Genomic DNA, 18568 nt, shown 5'->3' on the forward strand with positions numbered 1-18568 from the left:
CACTCCCGCGCCCGGTACGCCGCCTGCCGAGACCCCGCCTGCGCGCCGAGACCCCGCCTGCGCGCCGAGACCCCGCCTGCGCGCCGAGACCCCGCCCTGTCCGCGTCAGTAGCAGGGGGTTTCGGCGCGCAACGGGGGTCTGGGGCGTACCCGCGGCTCCGAGCCCTGCACCGCGCCGAGGTCGCCCGGGTCAGCGCCGCGTGAGACGGGAGAGCTCGGCGACGAACGCGTCGACGTCGGCCTCCTCGGTGTCGAAGCCGCACATCCAGCGGACTTCCTTGCGGGCGGCATCCCAGTCGTAGAAGCGGAACGAGTCGCGGAGCTGGTCCGCGACGCCGTCGGGCAGCGTCGCGAACACACCGTTCGACTGGGTCGGCTGCGTGAAGCCGACGCCGTGGATGGATCCTTCGGCGATGCCGGCCTCGATCTCGGAGCGCAGACGGGCCGCCATGGCGTTGGCGTGCTGGGCGTTGCGCAGCCAGAGGTCGCCTTCGAGCAGCGCGATCAGCTGGGCCGAGACGAAGCGCATCTTCGACGACAGCTGCATGTTGAACTTGCGCGAGAATCTGAGGCCTTCGGCGGCGTCGGGGTTCAGCACCACGATCGCCTCGCCGAGCATCGCACCGTTCTTGGTGCCGCCGAACGTGAGCACGTCGACGCCGACGTCCCGGGTGAAAGCACGCAGGGGCAGGTCGAGGGCGGCGGCGGCGTTGGAGATGCGGGCGCCGTCGAGGTGCAGCTTCATGCCGCGCTCATGCACGTGATCGGCGATCGTGCGGATCTCTTCTGCGGTGTACAGGGTGCCCAGCTCAGTGCTCTGCGTGATCGAGACCACCAGAGGCTGCGCCCGGTGCTCGTCGCCCCAGCCCCAGGCCTCGCGGTCGATCAGCTCGGTGGTGAGCTTGCCGTCGTCGGTGGGAACCGTCAGCAGCTTGAAGCCGCCGATCTTCTCCGGGGCGGCAGCCTCGTCGACGTTGATGTGCGCGGTCGACGCCGCGATCACGGCGCCCCACCGGGGGAGCATGGACTGCAGGCCGGTCACGTTCGCACCCGTGCCGTTGAACACGGGGAACCCCTCCACGCCGTCGCCGAAGTGCGCCTGGAAGACCTCCTGCAGGCGGGCGGTGTACGCATCCTCGCCGTAGGCGCTCTGGTGACCGCCGTTCGCCGCGGCGATCGCCGCGAGGACGTCGGGGTGGATGCCGGAGTAGTTGTCACTGGCGAAGCCGCGGATCGCGGGATCATGCTGGATGCTCACCGCTCAAGCCTAATCGCCCTACCGGATGTCCCCGCCCCGCCCTACCCTCTATCCCATGGAGCGCACCGCAGCCAAGAGGGCTTTCGGCAACGTCCTCGTCAACACGCTCATTGCGAACGTGACGACGAGCTTCCTCTGGTTCGCGCTCACGTTCTGGGTCTACATCGAGACGCAGTCCGTGCTGGCCACGGGCATCATCGGCGGTGCGTACATGCTCTTCATCGCGTTCTTCGCGATGGCGTTCGGCACCATCGTCGACCGCAACCGCAAGCACACGGTCATGGTCATCTCGAGCGTCATCTCGGCGGCCGCCTTCCTGGTCGCCGGCGCTCTGTATCTCTGGCAGCCCGAAGCAGCGCTCCTCGATCTGGGCGGCCCGTGGTTCTGGCTGTTCTCCGGCGTGATCCTGTTCGGCGGAGTGATCGAGCAGCTGCGCAACATCGCCCTCTCGACCACCGTCACCCTGCTCATCCCTGAAGACCGCCGCGCGAACGCCAACGGCCTCGTGGGCACCGTGCAGGGCATCGCCTTCCTGGTCACCAGCGTGTTCTCGGGGCTCTCGATCGGGTTCCTCGGCATGGGCTGGACCCTCGCGATCGCGATCGCTGCGATGGCGCTCACCTTCGCGCACCTGCTCTTCATCCGCATCCCCGAGGGGACGCCGAAGCCCGACCCCGAGGCGTCGAGCGCTCTCGACTTCCGCGGCAGTGTGAAGGCGATCCGCCTCGCCCCCGGGCTGTTCGCGCTCATCATCTTCTCCACGTTCAACAACCTCATCGGCGGCGTCTACATGGCGCTGATGGATCCGTACGGGCTGACCCTGTTCGACGCGCAGACCTGGGGCTTCGCCTTGGCGTTCGCGTCGACCGGCTTCTTGATCGGTGGTGCGCTCGTGGCGAAGTTCGGCCTCGGCCCCAAGCCGATGCGCACGATGCTGCTCGTGGTCATCGCGATGGGACTGCTGGGCTCTGTGTTCATGCTGCGCGAGTGGTGGCCGCTGTACGTGGTCGGCATGTGGGTGTACATGGCACTGGTGCCGCCGGTCGAGGCCGCGGAGCAGACCGTGATCCAGAAGGTCGTCCCGTTCGAGCGACAGGGGCGGGTGTTCGGGGTCGCGGCGGCGATGGAAGCGGCGGCAGCGCCGATCACCGCGTTCCTGATCGCCCCGATCGCGGAGTTCCTGATCATCCCGTACATGAACACCGCCGAGGGGCAGCAGCAGTGGGGGTGGCTGCTCGGCGAGGGCGAGGCCCGGGGCATCGCCCTCATCTGCCTCTTCGCGGGACTGATCATGGTGGTGGCCGCGACGCTCGCCTTCTTCACCCGCTCATACCGCAAGCTCACCGAGCTCTATGCGCAGGCGCCGGAGCAGGACATCCCGACGCCCGAGGGAGACGCCGAGGGGTCGGCGCCGCACACCCCGGACGCGAGCAGGGGAGAAGAGCCGGAAGAGCACGCCGAGGTCCGGCACGTGGAGGCCCCGCCCGTCGTGCCGGGCATACCGCCGGAACCCCGCTGAGCGCGGCGGGGATCCCGTCCGGACTCACTTCAGGTCGAACACCCGGTCGTTGAGGTCGGTGGCGTCCGCGTCCCACAGGGAAAGGATCCGGGTCGCGAGAGCCTCGGGGTCGAGCGCCTTGGCACGGAACACGACGGAGGCGGTGCGCAACGGTTCCCCGGCTTCCCGCGCGGCCTTCGCGTACCCCTGAGCAACCGCCCGCGCCCAGGCCTCACTGGCGGCCTTGACGGCGGCGTAGTTCGCTCCGCCGGCGAGGGGTCGTGCGACGGCGGTCGACGACACGATCGCGAATCGTCCGGCCTCGGAGGCGCGTAGCGCGGCGTCGAAGGCCCGGCTCGTGGCGCGCACGGATTCGAGGGCGGGCAGCAATGCGGCGAAGTCCTCGTCCGACTGCCCGGCGAGGCCGCCGCCGCCGCGCCAGCCGCCCACCAGCGGGATCACCGCGTCGACGGCGCCCGACCGGGAGGCGAGTGCGGTCATCTCCGCGAGGGAGGTCGCATCGGCGACCACGACCTCGGCGCCGGCATCGGCGAGCTCCTGCAGTCTGTCGGCGGAGCGACCGGTGGCGATGACGTGCGCACCGGCTCCGTGCAGGGCACGCGCGACCGCGAGACCCGCAGAGCTGGTCGCTCCCGCCAGCACGACCCTGCGGCCGGAGAGTCTGGAATCCGTCTGTTCAGCCATGTCTCCCACTCTTCCGCGTCGGAGGGGCTTCTGCGGCCGGAACCCGCGGAAGAATCCGCAGAACAGGTTCCGGCCGCAGCGCGGTGCGCCCCAGCGTCACACTCGGAACGCGCGCGGTGCGCGCGTGGTCATCAGTCGTCCGTGCCGCGGATGCCGACGGTCGATTCGATGATCGGCTTCATCTTCTTGTGGAGGGTCTCGAAGAACATCGACAGCGGGAACTCGTCGTCCATCACCGCGTCCGTGTAGCCCTTCGGTGCGCCGGCGAGGATCTCGTCCGACAGACCGCGCGCCCACTGCGAGGCGGGGTGCGGGGTCAGCGTGCCGCGGACGAGCTCGTATGCGGCGAGCCAGTGCGCGACCTTCGGGCGGTCGATCGAGTGCCAGTACAGGTCGTCGATCGCATCTCCCAGAGCGACCACGGCATCGGGCACGTTGTCCCAGTCGAACGCGAGGGCGGTGTCGGTCCAGTGCAGCACACCGCGCTGGTGCAGCCAGGCGAACAGCAGCTGGCCGCCGACCGCATCGTAGTTGCGGGTGCGGGTGCCCGTGATGGCGAACCGGAAGATGCGGTCGAAGATCACCGCGTACTGCACGAGGTGCGCGTAGTCGTGCATCTCCTGCTCGGTCTCGGTGAGTTCCTCGCCGGCGGCGATGCGGGCTGCGAGCGCGCGCTCGATCTTCACGGACTCGCGGAACGCCGTCATGTCGCAGCGCATCTCCTCCAGCGAATAGAGGAAGAACGGCATCCGCTGCTTGATCATGAACGGGTCGAACGGCAGATCCCCGCGCATGTGCGTGCGGTCGTGGATGATGTCCCACATGACGAAGGTCTTCTCCGCCACCTGCTGGTCGTCGAGCATCGCGGCCGCGCGCTCCGGCAGCTCGAGGTTGGTGATCTCGGCCGCGGCACGGGTGACGCGACGGTAGCGGGCGGCCTCACGGTCCTGGAAGATCGCGCCCCACGTGAAGGTCGGGATCTCGCGCATCGCGACGGTCTCGGGGAACAGCACGGCCGAGTTCGTGTCGTAGCCGGGCGTGAAATCGACTAGACGGAGCGAGACGAACAGCTTGTTGCCGTAGTCGCCCGCCTCGAGAGCAGCGATGAACTCGGGCCAGATGGTCTCGACGATCAAAGCCTCGACCAGGCGGTCGCTCGAACCGTTCTGGGTGTACATCGGGAACACGACGAGGTGGCGGATGCCGTCGACTCGGTGCTGCTGCGGCTGGAAGGCCACGAGCGAGTCGAGGAAGTCCGGCACACCGAAGTCCTCCGATGCCCAACGGTCGAAGTCGACCACCGATGCGGCGAGGTACTCGGCGTCATGCGGGAAGGCGGGGGCGAGTGCGCGGATCGCGCCGGTGATCGCACCGACGAGCTCGCGGGCTGCGGCGTGGTGCGCGGCGTCGGGGATCGAGCCGTCCTTGATCTGCATCTCGCGGATCGCGATCGCGGCGTCCTTGAGCTGCGCCCAGGCGGCGGACTGCTCGGCGATCGCTGCGTCCTCGACGACCTCGGGTTCGCCGACGATGGCCTGAACAGCGGAACTGTTGGCGGAAAGAAGGGACATCGGGACCTCCGATCAGAGATTTAGACGGAAAGATTCCTGCATAAACGGAATCCTGACGATAATCTTACAGCTATGGATGACTCTGTCGACCGCGCGATCCTGACCGCGATCTCCCGTGACGGGCGTGCCACGCTCTCCCAGCTGTCGGATGCCGTCGGGCTCTCGGTCTCGGCGGTGCAGTCCCGCCTGCGCAGGTTGGAGACGCGCGGCGTGATCTCCGGATATCGGGCGATCCTCGACCCCGAGCAGGTGGGCACGCCGCTCTCCGCCTTCATCGAGATCACGCCGCTCGATCCGGCTCAGCCCGACAACGCGCCCGAGATGCTCGAGCACCTCGGCGCGATCGAGGCCTGCCACTCCATCGCCGGCGACGCGAGCTACATGCTGTTCGTCCGCGTCCCGACTCCGCGGGCGCTCGAGGAGCTCGTGCGGGACGTGCGCCTCGCGGCGAACGTCAGCACGCGCACCACCGTGGTGCTGCAGACCTACTACGAGCACCGGCCGATCATCCCGGTGGGCTCGACCGAGTAGCCGCGCGACTCAGAGCACGGCGCCCACCATCGCCTCGCCGAGCGGGGTGCGCAGGTGCTGCATCCTGGCGCCATCGCGTTCGCTGGCGATCAGGCCGGCGCCTCGGAGCACGGCGAGGTGATGCGAGGCGGTCGAGATCGCGAGGTCGGCCTCCTGGGCGACCTGGGAGGTGGTGCGGGCGGTGCCGGCCCGAAGCAGGATGCCGGCGCGGGCCGGCCCCAGCAGCGCGCCGAGGGCATCGGCGATGTCGGTCGCGTCCCGCGCCCAGCCGGCCGTGACGCCTCGGGCGGGGTAGAACAGGGTGGGTTGCGCGGGGGGCTCGGTGAGCACCATGCACCCCCACGACGACATGACCGAGGGGACCAGGACGAGACCGCTTCCCCGGCAGTCGACCTGCTCGCTGTGACGGCGGAGGGAGACACGGACGGCACCTGCACCCCAGGTCACCTGAGGGTGCAGGTCGCCGGCCATCCCCGCGATGCCCGTGCTCGCGATCGCGCGCGTGCGGACGGCGATGTCGGCGCGCAGCAGGCGCTCGAGCTGCGGCCACACCGGGGCGAGCGCCGCGTCCCAGACGGCGGCGCAGGCGTCCGCGATGAGGCCGCGGGCGCGCTCGGGGTGATCCTGCATCTCGCGCAGCGCCTGTCGTCGAGCGCCGGCCGAACGCACCACCATCTTCCCGAAGTCGACGCGCATCGGCTCGAGCGGTGCGCCGCGCAGCTCCTCGAGCTCGACCTCGGGCGTCAGGTCCCACCGGGGCGCGGTGGTCAGGAAGTCGGGCAGGTAGCCGTCATCTCCGATCACGGTGGTGAGCAGGGCGAAGTCGTCGCACGGAAGACGATCGCGAACCGCCCGCAGCCATCCCCACTGCAGTGGATGCGCGGCGGGACGCCGCAGCACACGTACCGCGTGAGCCAGTTCGTGACCGGGTGAGATGCCGAACCGCACCGCCTCGACGTCGCCGGGGGTGAGGTGGAACTCGACCCGATGATCGGGATGCTCAATGCCCTCGATCGGACCGGAGTTTCGATGCACATCGAAACTCTAGGGGGTGAGTCCTTCGCTGTCGAGACTGGGATCATGAACAGCACATCTCTTCCCGTGGCGGTCGTCGCCGGCGCCGATATCCGCATCGGCTCGGGTCGCAGCCGCCGATTCGTCGGGGTCGAACACGGCGCCGAAGTGTCGTACTTCTTCGTCGAGAATCAGCCGGGCGAGGGGCCGGGGCTGCACTGGCATCCCTATCCTGAGACCTGGGTCGTGATCGAGGGCGTCGCCTCGATCACGGTGGGCGAGGAGACTTTCGTCGCCGAGGCCGGAGACACGGTCACCGGCCCCGCTTTCATCCCGCACCGCTTCATCAATGCGGGTGACGGGGTTCTCAAGATCATCGGCATCCACGCCTCCGCCACCATCATCCAGACGTTCCTCGACGAGGACTGACACACCGTAGGAGACCCCATGTCCTTCCAGGCATACCTCGACAACATCGAGACCAAGACCGGCCTCACCCCGCGACAGTTCATCGAACGCGCCACGGAGAAGGGCTTCGACCAGACGACCAAGGCCGCGCCCATCGTCGCGTGGCTCAAAGAGGACTATCAGCTGGGACAGGGCCACGCGATGGCGCTCGTGCACGTGATCACGAAGGGTCCACAGATCAGCGACAAGCACGTGGGCAAGGGCGGCGCCCACGGGGACGCCTCCGACACCCTGTGGCTCGACGGCAAGGACAGCAATCCGAACGCCTGATCCCTCCGCACGCGCAGGCCGCGCATCGTCCCGGCCAGTAGGATTCCCTGCGTGGCAGCATCCTCCCAGCGCAAGAAGAAGGCCCCGAGTGCCCAGCGCACGCCGACCCGCAGAAGCGGCAACCCGGCGAAGCGTCCGGTCGTCGAAGCGGGGCCGGTGACGGTATCCGACTGGATCGGGGCTGCACGGCTGCGCACGCTGCCGCTCGCGATCGCGCCGGTGGTCATCGGCACGGGGGCGGCGCGCAGCACCGGTCCCGAGTTCCACTGGGTCATCGCGCTCGCCTGTCTCGCCGTCGCGGTGCTGCTGCAGATCGGTGTGAACTTCACGAACGACTACAGCGACGGCATCCGCGGGACGGACGCCCACCGCGTCGGCCCGGCGCGGCTCACCGCCTCCGGACGGGTGAAGCCCCGCACCGTGCTGATCATCGGTCTCGGCTTCTTCGCGCTCGCCGCAGCCGTCGGGCTGGCGATCGTGATCCGCACGGGGCAGTGGTGGATGCTCGCCGTCGGTGCCGCGTGCATCATCGCGGCGTGGTTCTACACCGGGGGCAAGCGTCCCTACGGCTACTACGGCCTGGGCGAGGTCTTCGTGTTCGTGTTCTTCGGGCTCGTGGCGACGCTCGGCACCACGTGGGTGCAGGTGTTCGACCTGCCGCAGCAGGCCTGGCTCGGGGCGATCGCCGCCGGCCTGTTCGCATGCGCCGTCCTGCTGGCCAACAACCTGAGAGACATCGATCAGGACCGCGAGGTCGGCAAGCGCACGCTCACCGTGCTGATCGGGCGCCGGGCGACGCAGGTGCTGTTCACGCTGTTCGTCCTGGTGCCGTTCGGCATCGCGGCCGTCCTGGCGCTGCTGTTCCCGATCGCGTGGATCTCGCTGCTGGCGTTGCTCGCAGGTCTCCCCGCCATCGCGATCGTCTGGTCGTACCGGCAGCCGAAGGAGCTGGTGACCGCGCTGGCGCTCACCTCTCTCACCGCGCTGCTCTACGCGGGCGCTCTCTTCTGGGCGTTCGTCGGCTGACCCGGCGCGCGAGAGTCAGACCCGCGGGTCGTCGTCGACGGATTCGTTCGCATCGTCGATGGCCCGGTCCTCGGCCTCCGCGTCGGCTTGACCGCCGGAGGAGCGGCTCTCCCGACGCTCCTGCAAGCGGGCGGAGACGTCGGTGAGGGGCGTGCGCAGGAACAGCATCGAGATGCTCATCCCGATGAGGGCGGCGAAGATCGCCGCGAGCCACCAGAACTCGCGGAAGATCGGGAGGAAGAACCACAGGATGGCGAGCGGCACCAGGAATGCCAGCAGCCGCAGCACGGTGTAGACGAGGAAAGGGGCGGGCTTCTTCACCCCTTCAGTCTACGTTCGCTGTGCTTTGCCTCCGTCGCCGATGCCCAGGTGAGCGAAGGGGATGCCACGCACCACGCGCCGCCAGGGGTGTTCGCCCAGCGTCCACAGCAGCTCGGCGTCGAGGTCGAGTGCGAGGTCCTCGCAGCCGACCGGCAGTGCCGCGCGATCTCGGGTGAGCGCGGACTGCGGACCGCTCCACAGCACGCCGGGGTGCAACTGGTCGGACTGTGACACGAAGTAGCGGTCGCCCCACCGCACAGCCCCCTGCATGCGGGCGATGTCGGGGGCGAAGCGGTCCGTTTCGAGGAAGGCGTCCTCAGGGTCCTCGGGGATGGAGAACTCGCCGATCCGGCCGCTGCCGTCGGTGCGGTGCTCGCCGATGAGCACGCGTCGGAGGGGAGAGCCGTCGTCGTCGAACACCCGGCCGAGGAAGGAGCAGCGCAGAGCGACCGGATGCACGGCGGTGCGCACGGCCACGAGCGCGGTGGCACGGCTCCTACGGGCGCGCGCTCCGGCGAGTCGTCGGGCGTCGGCGCCGCGGACCTGGCGGATGTCGGAGAGGTCGAACTCCCAGATGCCGCGTCCCGTCGCCGCGACGAACAATCGATCCCCGAACCAGGCGAGGCCACCGGCGTGGATCGGCGCCGGCTCGAGCTCGCCGTCGTCCCCGGTGACCACGAGGATGATGTCCAGGTGTCGCGCGCGTTCCCGGTCGACGAGGGTGACGCGGGAGGCGAGATGGACGCCGTCGAGGCGCTGCCGGAACCAGCTCACGGCGATCGTGGGGCGGTCGCGCCAGCTGCCGAGGTCGATGCCCTGGGGGTACCAGCGGCGGGTCCACGTGCGGGCCGAGAGCCAGCGCAGCTCGAGGGCGTCGCGCCGTCTCCACCGCACCGGGCGCCAGGTCGATCCGAAGGGCCAGAGCATGCTCCTCATCGTCCCTGATCCGAGGGCGTTGCCGAAACCCAGACGCGTCGTGCGGTTGTCGGTGTGTCGCGGGACGACATGCTGACGGGCCGACGCCGCGTCCGGGGTTTCGCATCCCACGGGAAGCCGCCTGGGAAGCCGCCGGTCATCCGCAGACTCGGAGCGTCATCCCAGGAAACGGTTCTAGCGAGGAAGATCACGGCCGGGTAACGTCGTTCGCATCGCGGCGATCCGGGTGGTCCCGGGCCTCAGCTCATACCTGACGGCGTTGCGGGTTCGACTCCCGCCGTCGCGTCCACTTCTTCCCGACGGTCCGCCACACCTCCTCCCGTGCGGGCGAGGGGATCTTGCGCGCAGGGGTCCGCGTGCCTAGCTTTCGGTCATGACGAGAACACGAGGCGCGGAGACGGGGTCCGCGGCATGTCGAGACTGACGCAGACTCTGATCCCGCCGTCGCAGCGGCTGTCGGCCGAGGCCCTGGACGATGCGCTGAACCTGGGCGCCGGAGACGCCCTCAGCAAGCGGACGGGATTCCTCATCATGCTCACGCTCTCCGGCGTGATCGCGATCGCGGGAGTGCTGACCGACTCGACGGCGACCGTGATCGGGGCGATGATCATCGCCCCGCTGGGCACACCGATCCTCGGCATCGCCTGGGGGATCGTCACCGGCCATCCGCGGAGGGTCCTCTCGTCAATCCTGTGGGTCCTCAGCGGGGTCGTCATCGTCATCGCGCTCGGATTGGTGTTCGCGGTCTTCGTCGCGACCCCGGAGAGCCTGTCCACCAACTCGCAGGTGATCGGACGCACCTCGCCGAGCCTGATGGATCTGATGGCCGCGCTGGCGACCGGGTTCGCCGGCGGATTCGCGATGTGCCGCAAGGACCTGAGCGCGGTGATGCCGGGCGTCGCGATCGCGATCTCCCTCGTGCCGCCGCTCGGCGTGGTCGGCGTGTGCGCGGGGCAGGGGCAGTGGCCCGAGGCGCTCGGTGCTCTCGTCCTCTTCCTCTCGAACGTGTTCGCGCTGGTGATCGCGGGCAGCATCGTGTTCACGGTGGCGGGGTACGCGCGGGACCCCGGTTCTTCGCCCACCGCCGATCGGCGCCGGGCCTATGCGATCGTCGTGACGCTGGCCCTGATCATCGCTCTCCCGCTGGCGGCGAACTCGATCGCCTCGATCGCGGTCGCCCGCTGGTCGGTCAGCATCCGGAATGTGACGGCTGACTGGCTCGGAGACGAGAGCGGCGGGCACATCCACGGGCCGGTGCAGTGGAGCGGGCTGACGGCCACGGTCTCCCTCACCACCCCGGACGGCTCGACTCCGCCGCTGGACGACCTTCAGGAGGAGATCGCCAAGACCGTGCCCTCGTACATCGGGGTCGTCGTCGACGCGGGCCAGGGGACCGAGCTCGTCGTACAGTGAGTACCCCCATCCGTCGGGAACGACCGCGCGACGTCAGAAGGCCTGCTGGATGATCGCGGTCACGGCGCCGACGTCGTCATTCGCGTCGAGGATGCCGTCCAGGTCGTCGAAGAACCCCTGGGTGACGATGATCGTGAAAGCGAGGTCGCGTCCGGACGCCGTCTCCATGACGCCGCCGAGTGTCTTGGTGGCGAGTCGGAAGCGCTGGTTGAAGGCGTCCCAGTTGAGGAGGGTGCCGGTCTTCGCGAACACCTTGCCGGCGGCCGGGCCGTCGGCCCCGACCATCGCGAGCGAGCCGTCGACGCCGAGCACCGGCAGCGTGGCCTTCCAGCGCTCGGCGTCGGGGCGTTGGGCCATCAACGTCTGGATCTGCAGGGCATTCGCCGGTGTCACGTAGTTCCCCTCGAGACCCGAGCCGTCGATGAGTGCTGCTCCGGTGACGTCGAGCCCGGCGTCCTTCCAGATCTCGCCGGCGATCGGCATGCCCGCGTCGCATTCCGAGTCGCCGCGCTCCACCGCGAGACGGCAGATGAGCGTCTGCGCACCGCGGTTGTAACTGATCTTCATGACATACGTGACCTCCTCCGCGAGGGGGAGTGACTCCAGCTCCGCGACCGTCGGCATGGTGTCGACCTCCGCGCGCTCGGCGAGTTCCGTCCCGGGGTTCGTGGCGAGCGGATCGGCGGCCACCGCGACGTCGGCGCGCCCGAGGGCTTCGATGAACGCCGTGCGTGCGAAGGTGGCGGGGTCGTCGAACGCATAGACCTTGAGCTGCGGCTCGCTGTCGGCCGCGATGGTGCCCGACAGGACGACTTCGCCGTCGTGCGAGGACTCGTCGATGGTGATGTCGGTCGTGCCCCCGGCCTCCACGGTCTCGACGGTCGAGGTGACGATCCACGGTGAGACGGCGGGGGTCAACGTCGTTCCGGCGGGCTCTCCGGGCTCCGTCGGCTGCACCATCACGTCGACCAGATTCTGGTTGATGACGGTCGGGGTCACCGCTTGCCCGCCGAGCGTGCCCGTGAAGAGACGGTCGTCCACCACCACGTCACCGACGACCGAATCGATGCCCGACGCCTTCACCTGCGCGGCGAGATCGTTCAGCCCGGCGAGGGGATCCTGGGGCGTGAGCGTCGAGCCGGGGAGGAAGTTCGCGTCGTTGTGGTCGAGGTTCGTGAAGTCCACGCCTCCGTCGTCCTTCGTGCGTCCACCCATCGTGAGGTCGCCCATCCCCACGAGCACGAGATCGCCGGCGAGGACACCAGCCGTGACCTCGCCGGTGCGCTTGACCGGTGTCGTGATGGTGTGGTCAGGACCCCACTCGAGCCATGCGGCTCCAGCGCTGTAGGTCTTGGCGAAGGAGCCTGGCTCCACCATCCGGTCCGCGCCGAGATCGATGAGGACCTCTCCGGTCTCGAGATCGTGCACGGCGATCGACCAGGTGGCGTGCTCGTACCGGTCCTGGTTCATCACGTCCAGCGCGGCATCCGGAAGGCCGTCGACGGCCCAGGGGTCGGTGGGTTCCTCCGTGGTGCATGCGGTCGCGCCGGCGAGGACGAGTGCCGACACCGCCGCGACCGTGGCGCCGCGCCGGAGGAAGACCGCGGCGTTCATTCGGCGTTCCGATCGGCGAGGAGATCGGCGATCCGGCGGAACGTCTGATCCGCAGGATGCGCCTTCGGAACCACATTCGATTCGTTCATGAACACGGCGACGTTCGTGCCCGTCTCGGGGTCGTGGAACACCGCCGCGGTGAAGCCCAAGCCCTCGCCGTTGTGCCCCCACCAGCCCTTCGTCTCACCGATGCCCAGGGCGTATCGATCGTAGGGAGGTCCCTGGTCGAGGGGTGCCCCGTCTTGGCGTTCGGCTTGTGTGGAGGGCTCGAGGAGGAGGCCGGAGCCCAGCGCTTCCGCCCAGACACGGGCGTCGTCGAGCGTGGACACCATCGACCCGGCCGGTCCGTAGATCGACAGGTTGTCGTTCTGCACGACCTGCTCGCCGTCCAGCATCACGTAGCCGAGCGGATGCTCGGTCCACGTCGTGGCATCCAGGGTGTACCGCGTGCCGTTCTGTCCGAGCGGCTCCAGGATCCGCTCGTCGAGTGCCGCCTCGAACGGTTGTCCTGCGACCTGCTCGACGACCGCACCGAGGAGGTTGGTGTTCGCATTCGTGTAGATCCGCTGCGTGCCCGGTGCGAACTGCGCAGGCTGGTCGACGAGGAATCCGTTGAGCTGGTCGAGGGTGAAGATCGTCGACTCGTCGGCGCTGTACGCCGCGCCGAAGCCCTCGGTCGTCGTGTAATCCGCGTTGCCGCTCGACATGTCGGCGAGCTGACGGATCGTGATGCTGTCACCGTTCGTGATCCCGTCGACGTACCGGTCGATCGTGTCGTCGAGGCTGATCTCGCCCGCGTCGACGAGCTGGAGGATGAGGGTCACGGTGTACGACTTGGTGACGCTTCGCAGGGGCCAGCTCATATCGAGCGATACCGGCACCTCGCCCTCGATGTCGGCGAGGCCGACGGCCGAGGTCCACGAGCCCTCGCCCGGAATCCATACGCCGACGGCGGCGCCGGGGACCGCGTACTCGGCCATCGCCTGGTCGACGATCTGCTGTAGCGCGGTCTGCGTCTCGTCGGGCAGCGTACCCTCGGGCGCCGCGGGGCGGAGCGTGCCGGAGGTATCGGAACCGCCGCTGGTACTCGCTGCCGGTGTTGGCGCCCCGCTGCACCCCGCCAGCAGCACGGCGAAGATCGCGACTGTGGCGAGACCGGTGACGGCCCGCGCGTGGGCACCGTCAGCATCGGTCCGGGGAGCCCGCGTGTCTGCGCGCGTGCGCGCAGACGTGAGCAGCGGGCGTCGGGTGCGGTGCGTCATGGGTCTCCCAGCGTGAGGTTCGGCGGGCGATGGCCCACCCCAGCCACTGTGGTGCACAGCGGCGCCGGCAGCAATGGACCCCGGTCGCCTCTTCGGAATGGCGACTCAGGTCTATGGCTGCCGCGGGATCGCACCGGTGAAACTGTTCCAGGTCCCCGACTGCCTGCGGGGTCCGAGGAGGAGTGCCGAGCACATGGTGGGTTTCGAGGACGCACAGCAGCGCACGCCGTTGCCGGCGCTTCGGCTGCTCGCGCTGTTCGCTGCGGCCGTGACCGCCGTCAGCCTCACCGCGTGCGCGGCGGCGGCACCCACGCCGGCGGCATCCGTCGCCGACTCTGCGTTGTCAGGGCGAGTCGTGGAGTTCGACGCCGCGACGTTGACGGCGGTGTTCGAGCAGCAGGCCGAAGAGATGATGCTGCCCGGCGCGGTCATGATCGTTCGGACGCCGGACGGAGACCTCGAGGTGCCGTACGGGGTGACGGAGTGGGGCGGTTCGACCCCCGTGACGATCGATGACCATGTGCGGATCGGATCGAACACCAAGACCTGGACGGGCACGGCGATCCTGCAACTGGTCGAAGAAGGAGCGATCGCCCTCGAGGATCCGGTGTCGAAGTACCGGCCTGACGTGCCGAACGGTGACGGCATCACGATCGAGCAGTTGTTGACGATGCGCAGCGGCCTGTTCAACTACACGGCCACACTCGAGTTGAACGCCGCGATGGACGAGACCCCTGAGCGGGTGTGGGACCCGGAGGAGCTCGTACGGATGGGCCTCGCGGAGTCACCGTCCTTCGAGCCCGGCAAGGGATACGCGTATTCCAACACGAACACGATTCTGCTCGGACTGATCGCGGAGGAGCTCGAGCAGAAGCCGCTTCCTGAGATCTTCCAGGAGCGACTGTTCCAACCGCTCGGTCTGATCGAGACGTCGATGCCTGCGCTCTCCGATGCATCGATGCCGTCGCCGTATGCTCACGGCTACATGTTCTCGAACAACGTCGACACCATGGACGGCTCGGAGCTGTCGGCGGAGGACCGTGCAGCCGTCGAGGCCGGGGAGATGCTTCCCACCGACCATGCGGCGGACAACCCTTCGTGGGCGTGGGCGGCCGGATCGGGTATATCCACGGCTCCGGAGCTGGCGGACTGGGTCGCGGCGCTCGGCGGGGGCGGATTGCTGAGTGACGGGATGCAACAGCGCCGGATCGAGAGTGTCCAGCCGTCGGAAGGAGAGGGTGCGTACGGCTGGGGGCTGGCAGGGATGGGACCGTTCTACGGCCACATCGGGGAACTGCCGGGATACAACTCGTTCATGGGGTACGACCCGGACACGGATGTGACCGTGGTCGTGTGGGCGACGCTCGCGCCCAACCTGGAGGGGAAGCCGGCAGCGGCGATCATCGCTCGTTCGCTGATGGACGCGATGTACGGCGGCGGCTGAGAGCTGCCATCGGCCCGCCCGCGCCCTGGGTCTCAGGTCGCGGGCGGGGGCACCGCCTGAAGATGGCGGATGACGGCGAGCACGCGACGATGATCGTCCGCGTCGACGGGGAGGTCGAGCGCGTCGTAGATTCTGGAGGTGTGCTGCACGACGGCCTTCTCGCTCAACACGAGTTGTGCGGCGATGGCCGCATTGCTGCGTCCCTGCGCCATCAACTCGAGCACTTCTACCTGACGGGGTGTGAGACGCGCGACGGCCGATGCGCCGCGGCTCGCCCGTGCCACCAGCACCGAGACGACCTCGGGGTCGAGGGCGGTGCCACCGGCGGCGACACGACGGAGATCGGCCGTGAACGTGTGGACATCGGCGATCCGTTGTTTGAGCAGGTATCCGAAACCGCCGCCGCCCTCGAGGAGCTCGGTGGCGTACCGGCGTTGTACGTGCTGGGAGACCACGACCACGCCGAGGTTCGGATGGGCGCGACGTATCCGCACGGCGGCGACCAGTCCCTCGTCGGTGTGCGTCGGCGGCATCCGGATGTCGGTGAGAACGAGGTCGGGCCGGTGCCGTTCCACCTCCTGCTCGAGGTGGAACGCGTCGCCGACGGTGGCGAGCACATCGAACCCGTCGTTCGAGAGGATGTGGGCGATGCCGGTGCGTAGCAGCACTTCGTCCTCGCCGATCACGACGCGCATGGCAGCTCCACGCGGACGTGGGTGCCGCGCAACGGCTCCGAGCGGATCGAGATGGTGCCGCTGAGCGCGTCCACCCGGTCGGCGAGGCCGCGCAGGCCCGCGCCTCCGCCGATCCGCGCGCCGCCGACCCCGTCATCCTCCACGTCGAGCGAGATCCGCCCGTCGTGCTGAGTCAGGGCGATGCGGACCCGGGAGGCTCCGGCGTGCTTGACGGTGTTGGCCAAGGCCTCCGCGATGATGAAGTACGCGGTGTGGGCGGTGGACGTCGAGATCATCGTCTCGTCGACGTCCGCCACGAGCGTCGTCGGCACGGACAAGCGATCCATCAGGTCTTCGGTGGCGGCGAGGAGGCCCCGCTCGAGCAGAGCGGCCGGCAGCACGTCGTGGACGAGGCGACGCAGGTCGGCGGCGGCGAGGTCGATCCCTCGACGCAGCTTCTCGATGTCGCCGGTCACGGCGGATCCGCCGGCTGCGTTCGCGATGGTCTGTGCTTCGATGGCGAGGAGGACGAGCTGCATCTGCAAGCCGTCGTGCAGATCGCGCGCGATGCGCGAGCGTTCACGGTCGGCTGCTTCGACGAGGCGGACCCGCGACCGGCTGAGAGCTTCGTTGCTGACGAGGAGCTGCGTGGTCAGGCGTTCGCGATCGAGGGCGATGGCGAGGACCTCGGCGGCGCGACGCACGGGGCCTGGCTCGGCGATCATCCGGGCGTCGTAGTCGACGGCCCCGACGACGTCGTCATCCACTCTCACCTGAAGCCATGCGCGGTCGCGGGCGGAGAGGCGTTGGTCACGGAGCACCTGCTCGCCGCGTTCGTCGACATACTGTCCTTTCGTGGCGTCCCAGTACGAGACCCGCAGCGTTTCATCCCCGACCGTCGTCGCCAGTGCCTGAGCGACGGCCGGACGGCTTGCTCCTCGGATCGCGAGCCATTCGCTCAGTGCTTCGAGGGGAGCCGTGCGGGAGAAACCGCCGCGGAGGACCCCGAAGAGGAACGCGATCGGCAGTCCCGCGAGAAGCACGCACTGCAAGGAGATGACGATGTCGAAGTCGAGTCCCATCGGCAACAGGACGTTCGGGATGAGCGGCAGGCAGATCACCGCGAGAAGTCCGTACGTGTAGAGAGGGAGCAGGCGTCGCCGATGCGCCGCATCCGCGGACCGCAAGCGCTGGGCGAGCACCACCGCGGTCATGGCCATGGCCGTGACGCCGAGCACGCTCTGCACGAATGACAGCGGTTCGAACGCCGGGGTGCCGGTCGTGAGCGCACGTGCCGTGTCGAAGACGATGCAGGTCACGTAGCCGAGCACGACCGCGGTCGCCGAGAGTCGGCCACGGACGCGCCCGGAAGGGAACGCGAGCAGCAGATGGATCGCGACGCCGAGCGGCGTCGTCGCGAAGATCGCGTTGAGCCAGTTCATCGAGGGAGGGCCGAGAACGCCGGTGCTCATGAGGAAGATCGAAAGGGAACCGACCAGGAGCAGACCACCGATGCCGTTGGTCGGCCGCCGCCACCACGCGCAGATCCCCGCGCCCGCCCAGATCCACGCGAGTGCGACGAAAGCCAGCACGGCGAACGGCTCGCCACTCTGCTCGGAGCCGACGGCGATCACGATGATTCCGAGCAGGGCCGTGAAGACGGCGACGACCATCAGGGCGAGTTCGAGCGACCCCGTGCGGCCGCCCTGCAGGCGTCGCGGTGTGGGGCTGGTGAGGGGCGAGACGGGGGCAGACACGAAGGGTCTCTCGGTGAGCAGGACGGGTCGGTGTGCTTCCACACTGGCGGACGGGGGTGCCGCAGGGCAACCGGACAGCGGTCGTCGTCGAGTGCGGCCTCGCAAGGGCCGATGATGGAGGTATGCCTTCTTCCCATCGCCCCGGTCTGCGGGTCTCGTCGGGTCTCACCATCCCCGAGTCCGAGCTGTCGTGGCGCTTCTCGCGGTCGTCGGGACCCGGCGGGCAGGGTGTCAACACCGCGGATTCGCGGGCGGAGCTCGTCTGGGATGCGGCGAACTCGGCGGTGCTCTCCCCGCATCAGCGGAATCGGCTGCTCGACCGGCTCAGCGGGCGTCTGGTCGACGGGGTGCTCACGATCGCGGCATCCGAGCACCGTGCACAGCTGCGCAATCGAGACGCCGCGCGGGATCGGCTCGTCGCGCTGGTGGCCGAGGCGCTGCGCCCGCCGGCTCCTCCGCGTCGCCCGACCGCACCCACTCGCGGTTCGAAGGAGCGTCGGCTGAAGGCGAAGCAGCGCCGCACCGAGACCAAGAACCTGCGTCGACCGCCTCGCGACTCCTGAGCGCGGAGCGACCTGCGCGGTTCCTTTCCGCGCTCCCGTCGCACTTTCGCCCGCAAACGGCCAGATCGACGAGAAGCGCTACCTCGAGGAGCGCACCCGGGGGTGACCTGCCCTTCTGCCGGTCAGCCGGCTGCGGAGCCGCCGGGGCGCGGGAGCTCCCGCAACCGGCCGACTGCCGCGAGCAACTCCTCGGCGGAGGTGCCCAGATTCCCGAGAGCGGCAGCTGCGGCCGCGCTGAACCCG

The 18568-nt window shown here is 69.0% G+C and carries 18 protein-coding genes and 1 pseudogene; 9 read left to right on the plus strand and 10 right to left on the minus strand.

What is annotated here, in order from left to right; genetic code table 11:
* Positions 1–190: 190 nt before the first annotated feature.
* On the minus strand, positions 191–1258 hold the full coding sequence (locus tag L978_RS04940) for a threonine aldolase family protein (RefSeq protein WP_047520916.1): 1068 nt from the start codon (positions 1256–1258) through the stop codon (positions 191–193).
* A 55-nt stretch (positions 1259–1313) separates the two neighbouring features.
* On the opposite strand from L978_RS04940, the gene L978_RS04945 reads away from it, so the two are divergent.
* The gene (locus tag L978_RS04945) at positions 1314–2777 is read left to right on the plus strand and encodes an MFS transporter (protein ID WP_047520918.1); all 1464 of its coding nucleotides are present in this window, start codon (positions 1314–1316) and stop codon (positions 2775–2777) included.
* A gap of 24 nt (positions 2778–2801) precedes the next feature.
* Here L978_RS04945 and L978_RS04950 read toward each other — a convergent pair whose 3' ends face one another.
* Positions 2802–3461: an SDR family NAD(P)-dependent oxidoreductase gene (locus L978_RS04950; protein WP_047520920.1), complete on the minus strand. Its 660-nt coding sequence runs from the start codon at positions 3459–3461 to the stop codon at positions 2802–2804.
* A gap of 131 nt (positions 3462–3592) precedes the next feature.
* A complete protein-coding gene (locus L978_RS04955) occupies positions 3593–5032 on the minus strand; it encodes a DUF6421 family protein (protein WP_047520922.1) in 1440 nt (479 codons plus the stop codon).
* A 72-nt stretch (positions 5033–5104) separates the two neighbouring features.
* Between L978_RS04955 and L978_RS04960 the strand changes: the two genes are divergently transcribed.
* A complete protein-coding gene (locus tag L978_RS04960) occupies positions 5105–5563 on the plus strand; it encodes an Lrp/AsnC family transcriptional regulator (protein WP_047520924.1) in 459 nt (152 codons plus the stop codon).
* Between the two features lie 9 nt (positions 5564–5572).
* On the opposite strand, the gene L978_RS04965 is transcribed toward L978_RS04960, so the two are convergent.
* Entirely contained in the window at positions 5573–6598 is a 1026-nt protein-coding gene (locus L978_RS04965) for an ArsR/SmtB family transcription factor (RefSeq protein WP_081996923.1), read from the minus strand.
* Positions 6599–6643: 45 nt separating this feature from the next.
* Between L978_RS04965 and L978_RS04970 the strand changes: the two genes are divergently transcribed.
* The 3 genes from L978_RS04970 to L978_RS04980 are packed head-to-tail and all read left to right on the plus strand — an operon-like array spanning position 6644 to position 8341.
* Positions 6644–7006 carry a cupin domain-containing protein gene (locus L978_RS04970; protein ID WP_047520926.1) on the plus strand — a complete coding sequence of 121 codons (363 nt, stop codon included), beginning with the start codon at positions 6644–6646 and terminating at the stop codon, positions 7004–7006.
* Between the two features lie 18 nt (positions 7007–7024).
* Complete coding sequence (locus L978_RS04975) at positions 7025–7315, plus strand: DUF4287 domain-containing protein (RefSeq protein ID WP_047520928.1); 291 nt, start codon at positions 7025–7027, stop codon at positions 7313–7315.
* 51 nt (positions 7316–7366) lie between these two features.
* Positions 7367–8341, plus strand: coding sequence for a 1,4-dihydroxy-2-naphthoate polyprenyltransferase (locus L978_RS04980; RefSeq protein WP_047520930.1), 975 nt, complete (start codon positions 7367–7369; stop codon positions 8339–8341).
* Positions 8342–8356: 15 nt separating this feature from the next.
* Here the strand turns inward: L978_RS04980 and L978_RS04985 are convergent, their stop codons facing one another.
* Together L978_RS04985 and L978_RS18280 are read right to left on the minus strand one after the other, a co-directional pair.
* Positions 8357–8662: a DUF4229 domain-containing protein gene (locus L978_RS04985; RefSeq protein WP_047520932.1), complete on the minus strand. Its 306-nt coding sequence runs from the start codon at positions 8660–8662 to the stop codon at positions 8357–8359.
* 9 nt (positions 8663–8671) lie between these two features.
* A complete protein-coding gene (locus L978_RS18280; protein WP_153242835.1) occupies positions 8672–9589 on the minus strand; it encodes a hypothetical protein in 918 nt (305 codons plus the stop codon).
* A 222-nt stretch (positions 9590–9811) separates the two neighbouring features.
* On the opposite strand from L978_RS18280, the pseudogene L978_RS18685 reads away from it, so the two are divergent.
* Positions 9812–9887 (plus strand): annotated as a pseudogene (locus L978_RS18685).
* A 122-nt stretch (positions 9888–10009) separates the two neighbouring features.
* Positions 10010–11011: a TIGR00341 family protein gene (locus L978_RS05000; RefSeq protein ID WP_047520937.1), complete on the plus strand. Its 1002-nt coding sequence runs from the start codon at positions 10010–10012 to the stop codon at positions 11009–11011.
* Positions 11012–11044: 33 nt separating this feature from the next.
* On the opposite strand, the gene dacB is transcribed toward L978_RS05000, so the two are convergent.
* Both dacB and L978_RS05010 read right to left on the minus strand, forming a co-directional pair.
* A complete protein-coding gene (dacB, locus tag L978_RS05005) occupies positions 11045–12625 on the minus strand; it encodes a D-alanyl-D-alanine carboxypeptidase/D-alanyl-D-alanine endopeptidase (protein WP_052193343.1) in 1581 nt (526 codons plus the stop codon).
* Positions 12622–13887: a serine hydrolase domain-containing protein gene (locus tag L978_RS05010; protein ID WP_052193344.1), complete on the minus strand. Its 1266-nt coding sequence runs from the start codon at positions 13885–13887 to the stop codon at positions 12622–12624. Before L978_RS05010 ends, dacB begins: the two co-directional genes overlap by 4 nt.
* Before the next feature lie 193 nt (positions 13888–14080).
* Here L978_RS05010 and L978_RS05015 point away from each other — a divergent pair, with 193 nt between their 5' ends.
* Positions 14081–15331: a serine hydrolase domain-containing protein gene (locus L978_RS05015; protein WP_081996924.1), complete on the plus strand. Its 1251-nt coding sequence runs from the start codon at positions 14081–14083 to the stop codon at positions 15329–15331.
* 32 nt (positions 15332–15363) lie between these two features.
* Here L978_RS05015 and L978_RS05020 read toward each other — a convergent pair whose 3' ends face one another.
* Both L978_RS05020 and L978_RS05025 read right to left on the minus strand, forming a co-directional pair.
* Positions 15364–16026 carry a response regulator transcription factor gene (locus tag L978_RS05020; protein ID WP_047520939.1) on the minus strand — a complete coding sequence of 221 codons (663 nt, stop codon included), beginning with the start codon at positions 16024–16026 and terminating at the stop codon, positions 15364–15366.
* Positions 16014–17762, minus strand: coding sequence for a sensor histidine kinase (locus L978_RS05025; RefSeq protein WP_156118229.1), 1749 nt, complete (start codon positions 17760–17762; stop codon positions 16014–16016). The genes L978_RS05020 and L978_RS05025 overlap by 13 nt, the downstream gene beginning before the upstream one ends.
* A gap of 122 nt (positions 17763–17884) precedes the next feature.
* Here L978_RS05025 and arfB point away from each other — a divergent pair, with 122 nt between their 5' ends.
* Positions 17885–18325, plus strand: a complete 441-nt coding sequence (gene arfB / locus L978_RS05030) for an alternative ribosome rescue aminoacyl-tRNA hydrolase ArfB (RefSeq protein WP_047520943.1) — start codon at positions 17885–17887, stop codon at positions 18323–18325.
* Positions 18326–18568 lie beyond the last annotated feature (243 nt).

It is taken from the genome of Microbacterium sp. ZOR0019, from assembly GCF_000800925.1.
Classification (GTDB): Bacteria; Actinomycetota; Actinomycetes; order Actinomycetales; family Microbacteriaceae; genus Microbacterium; species Microbacterium aurugineum.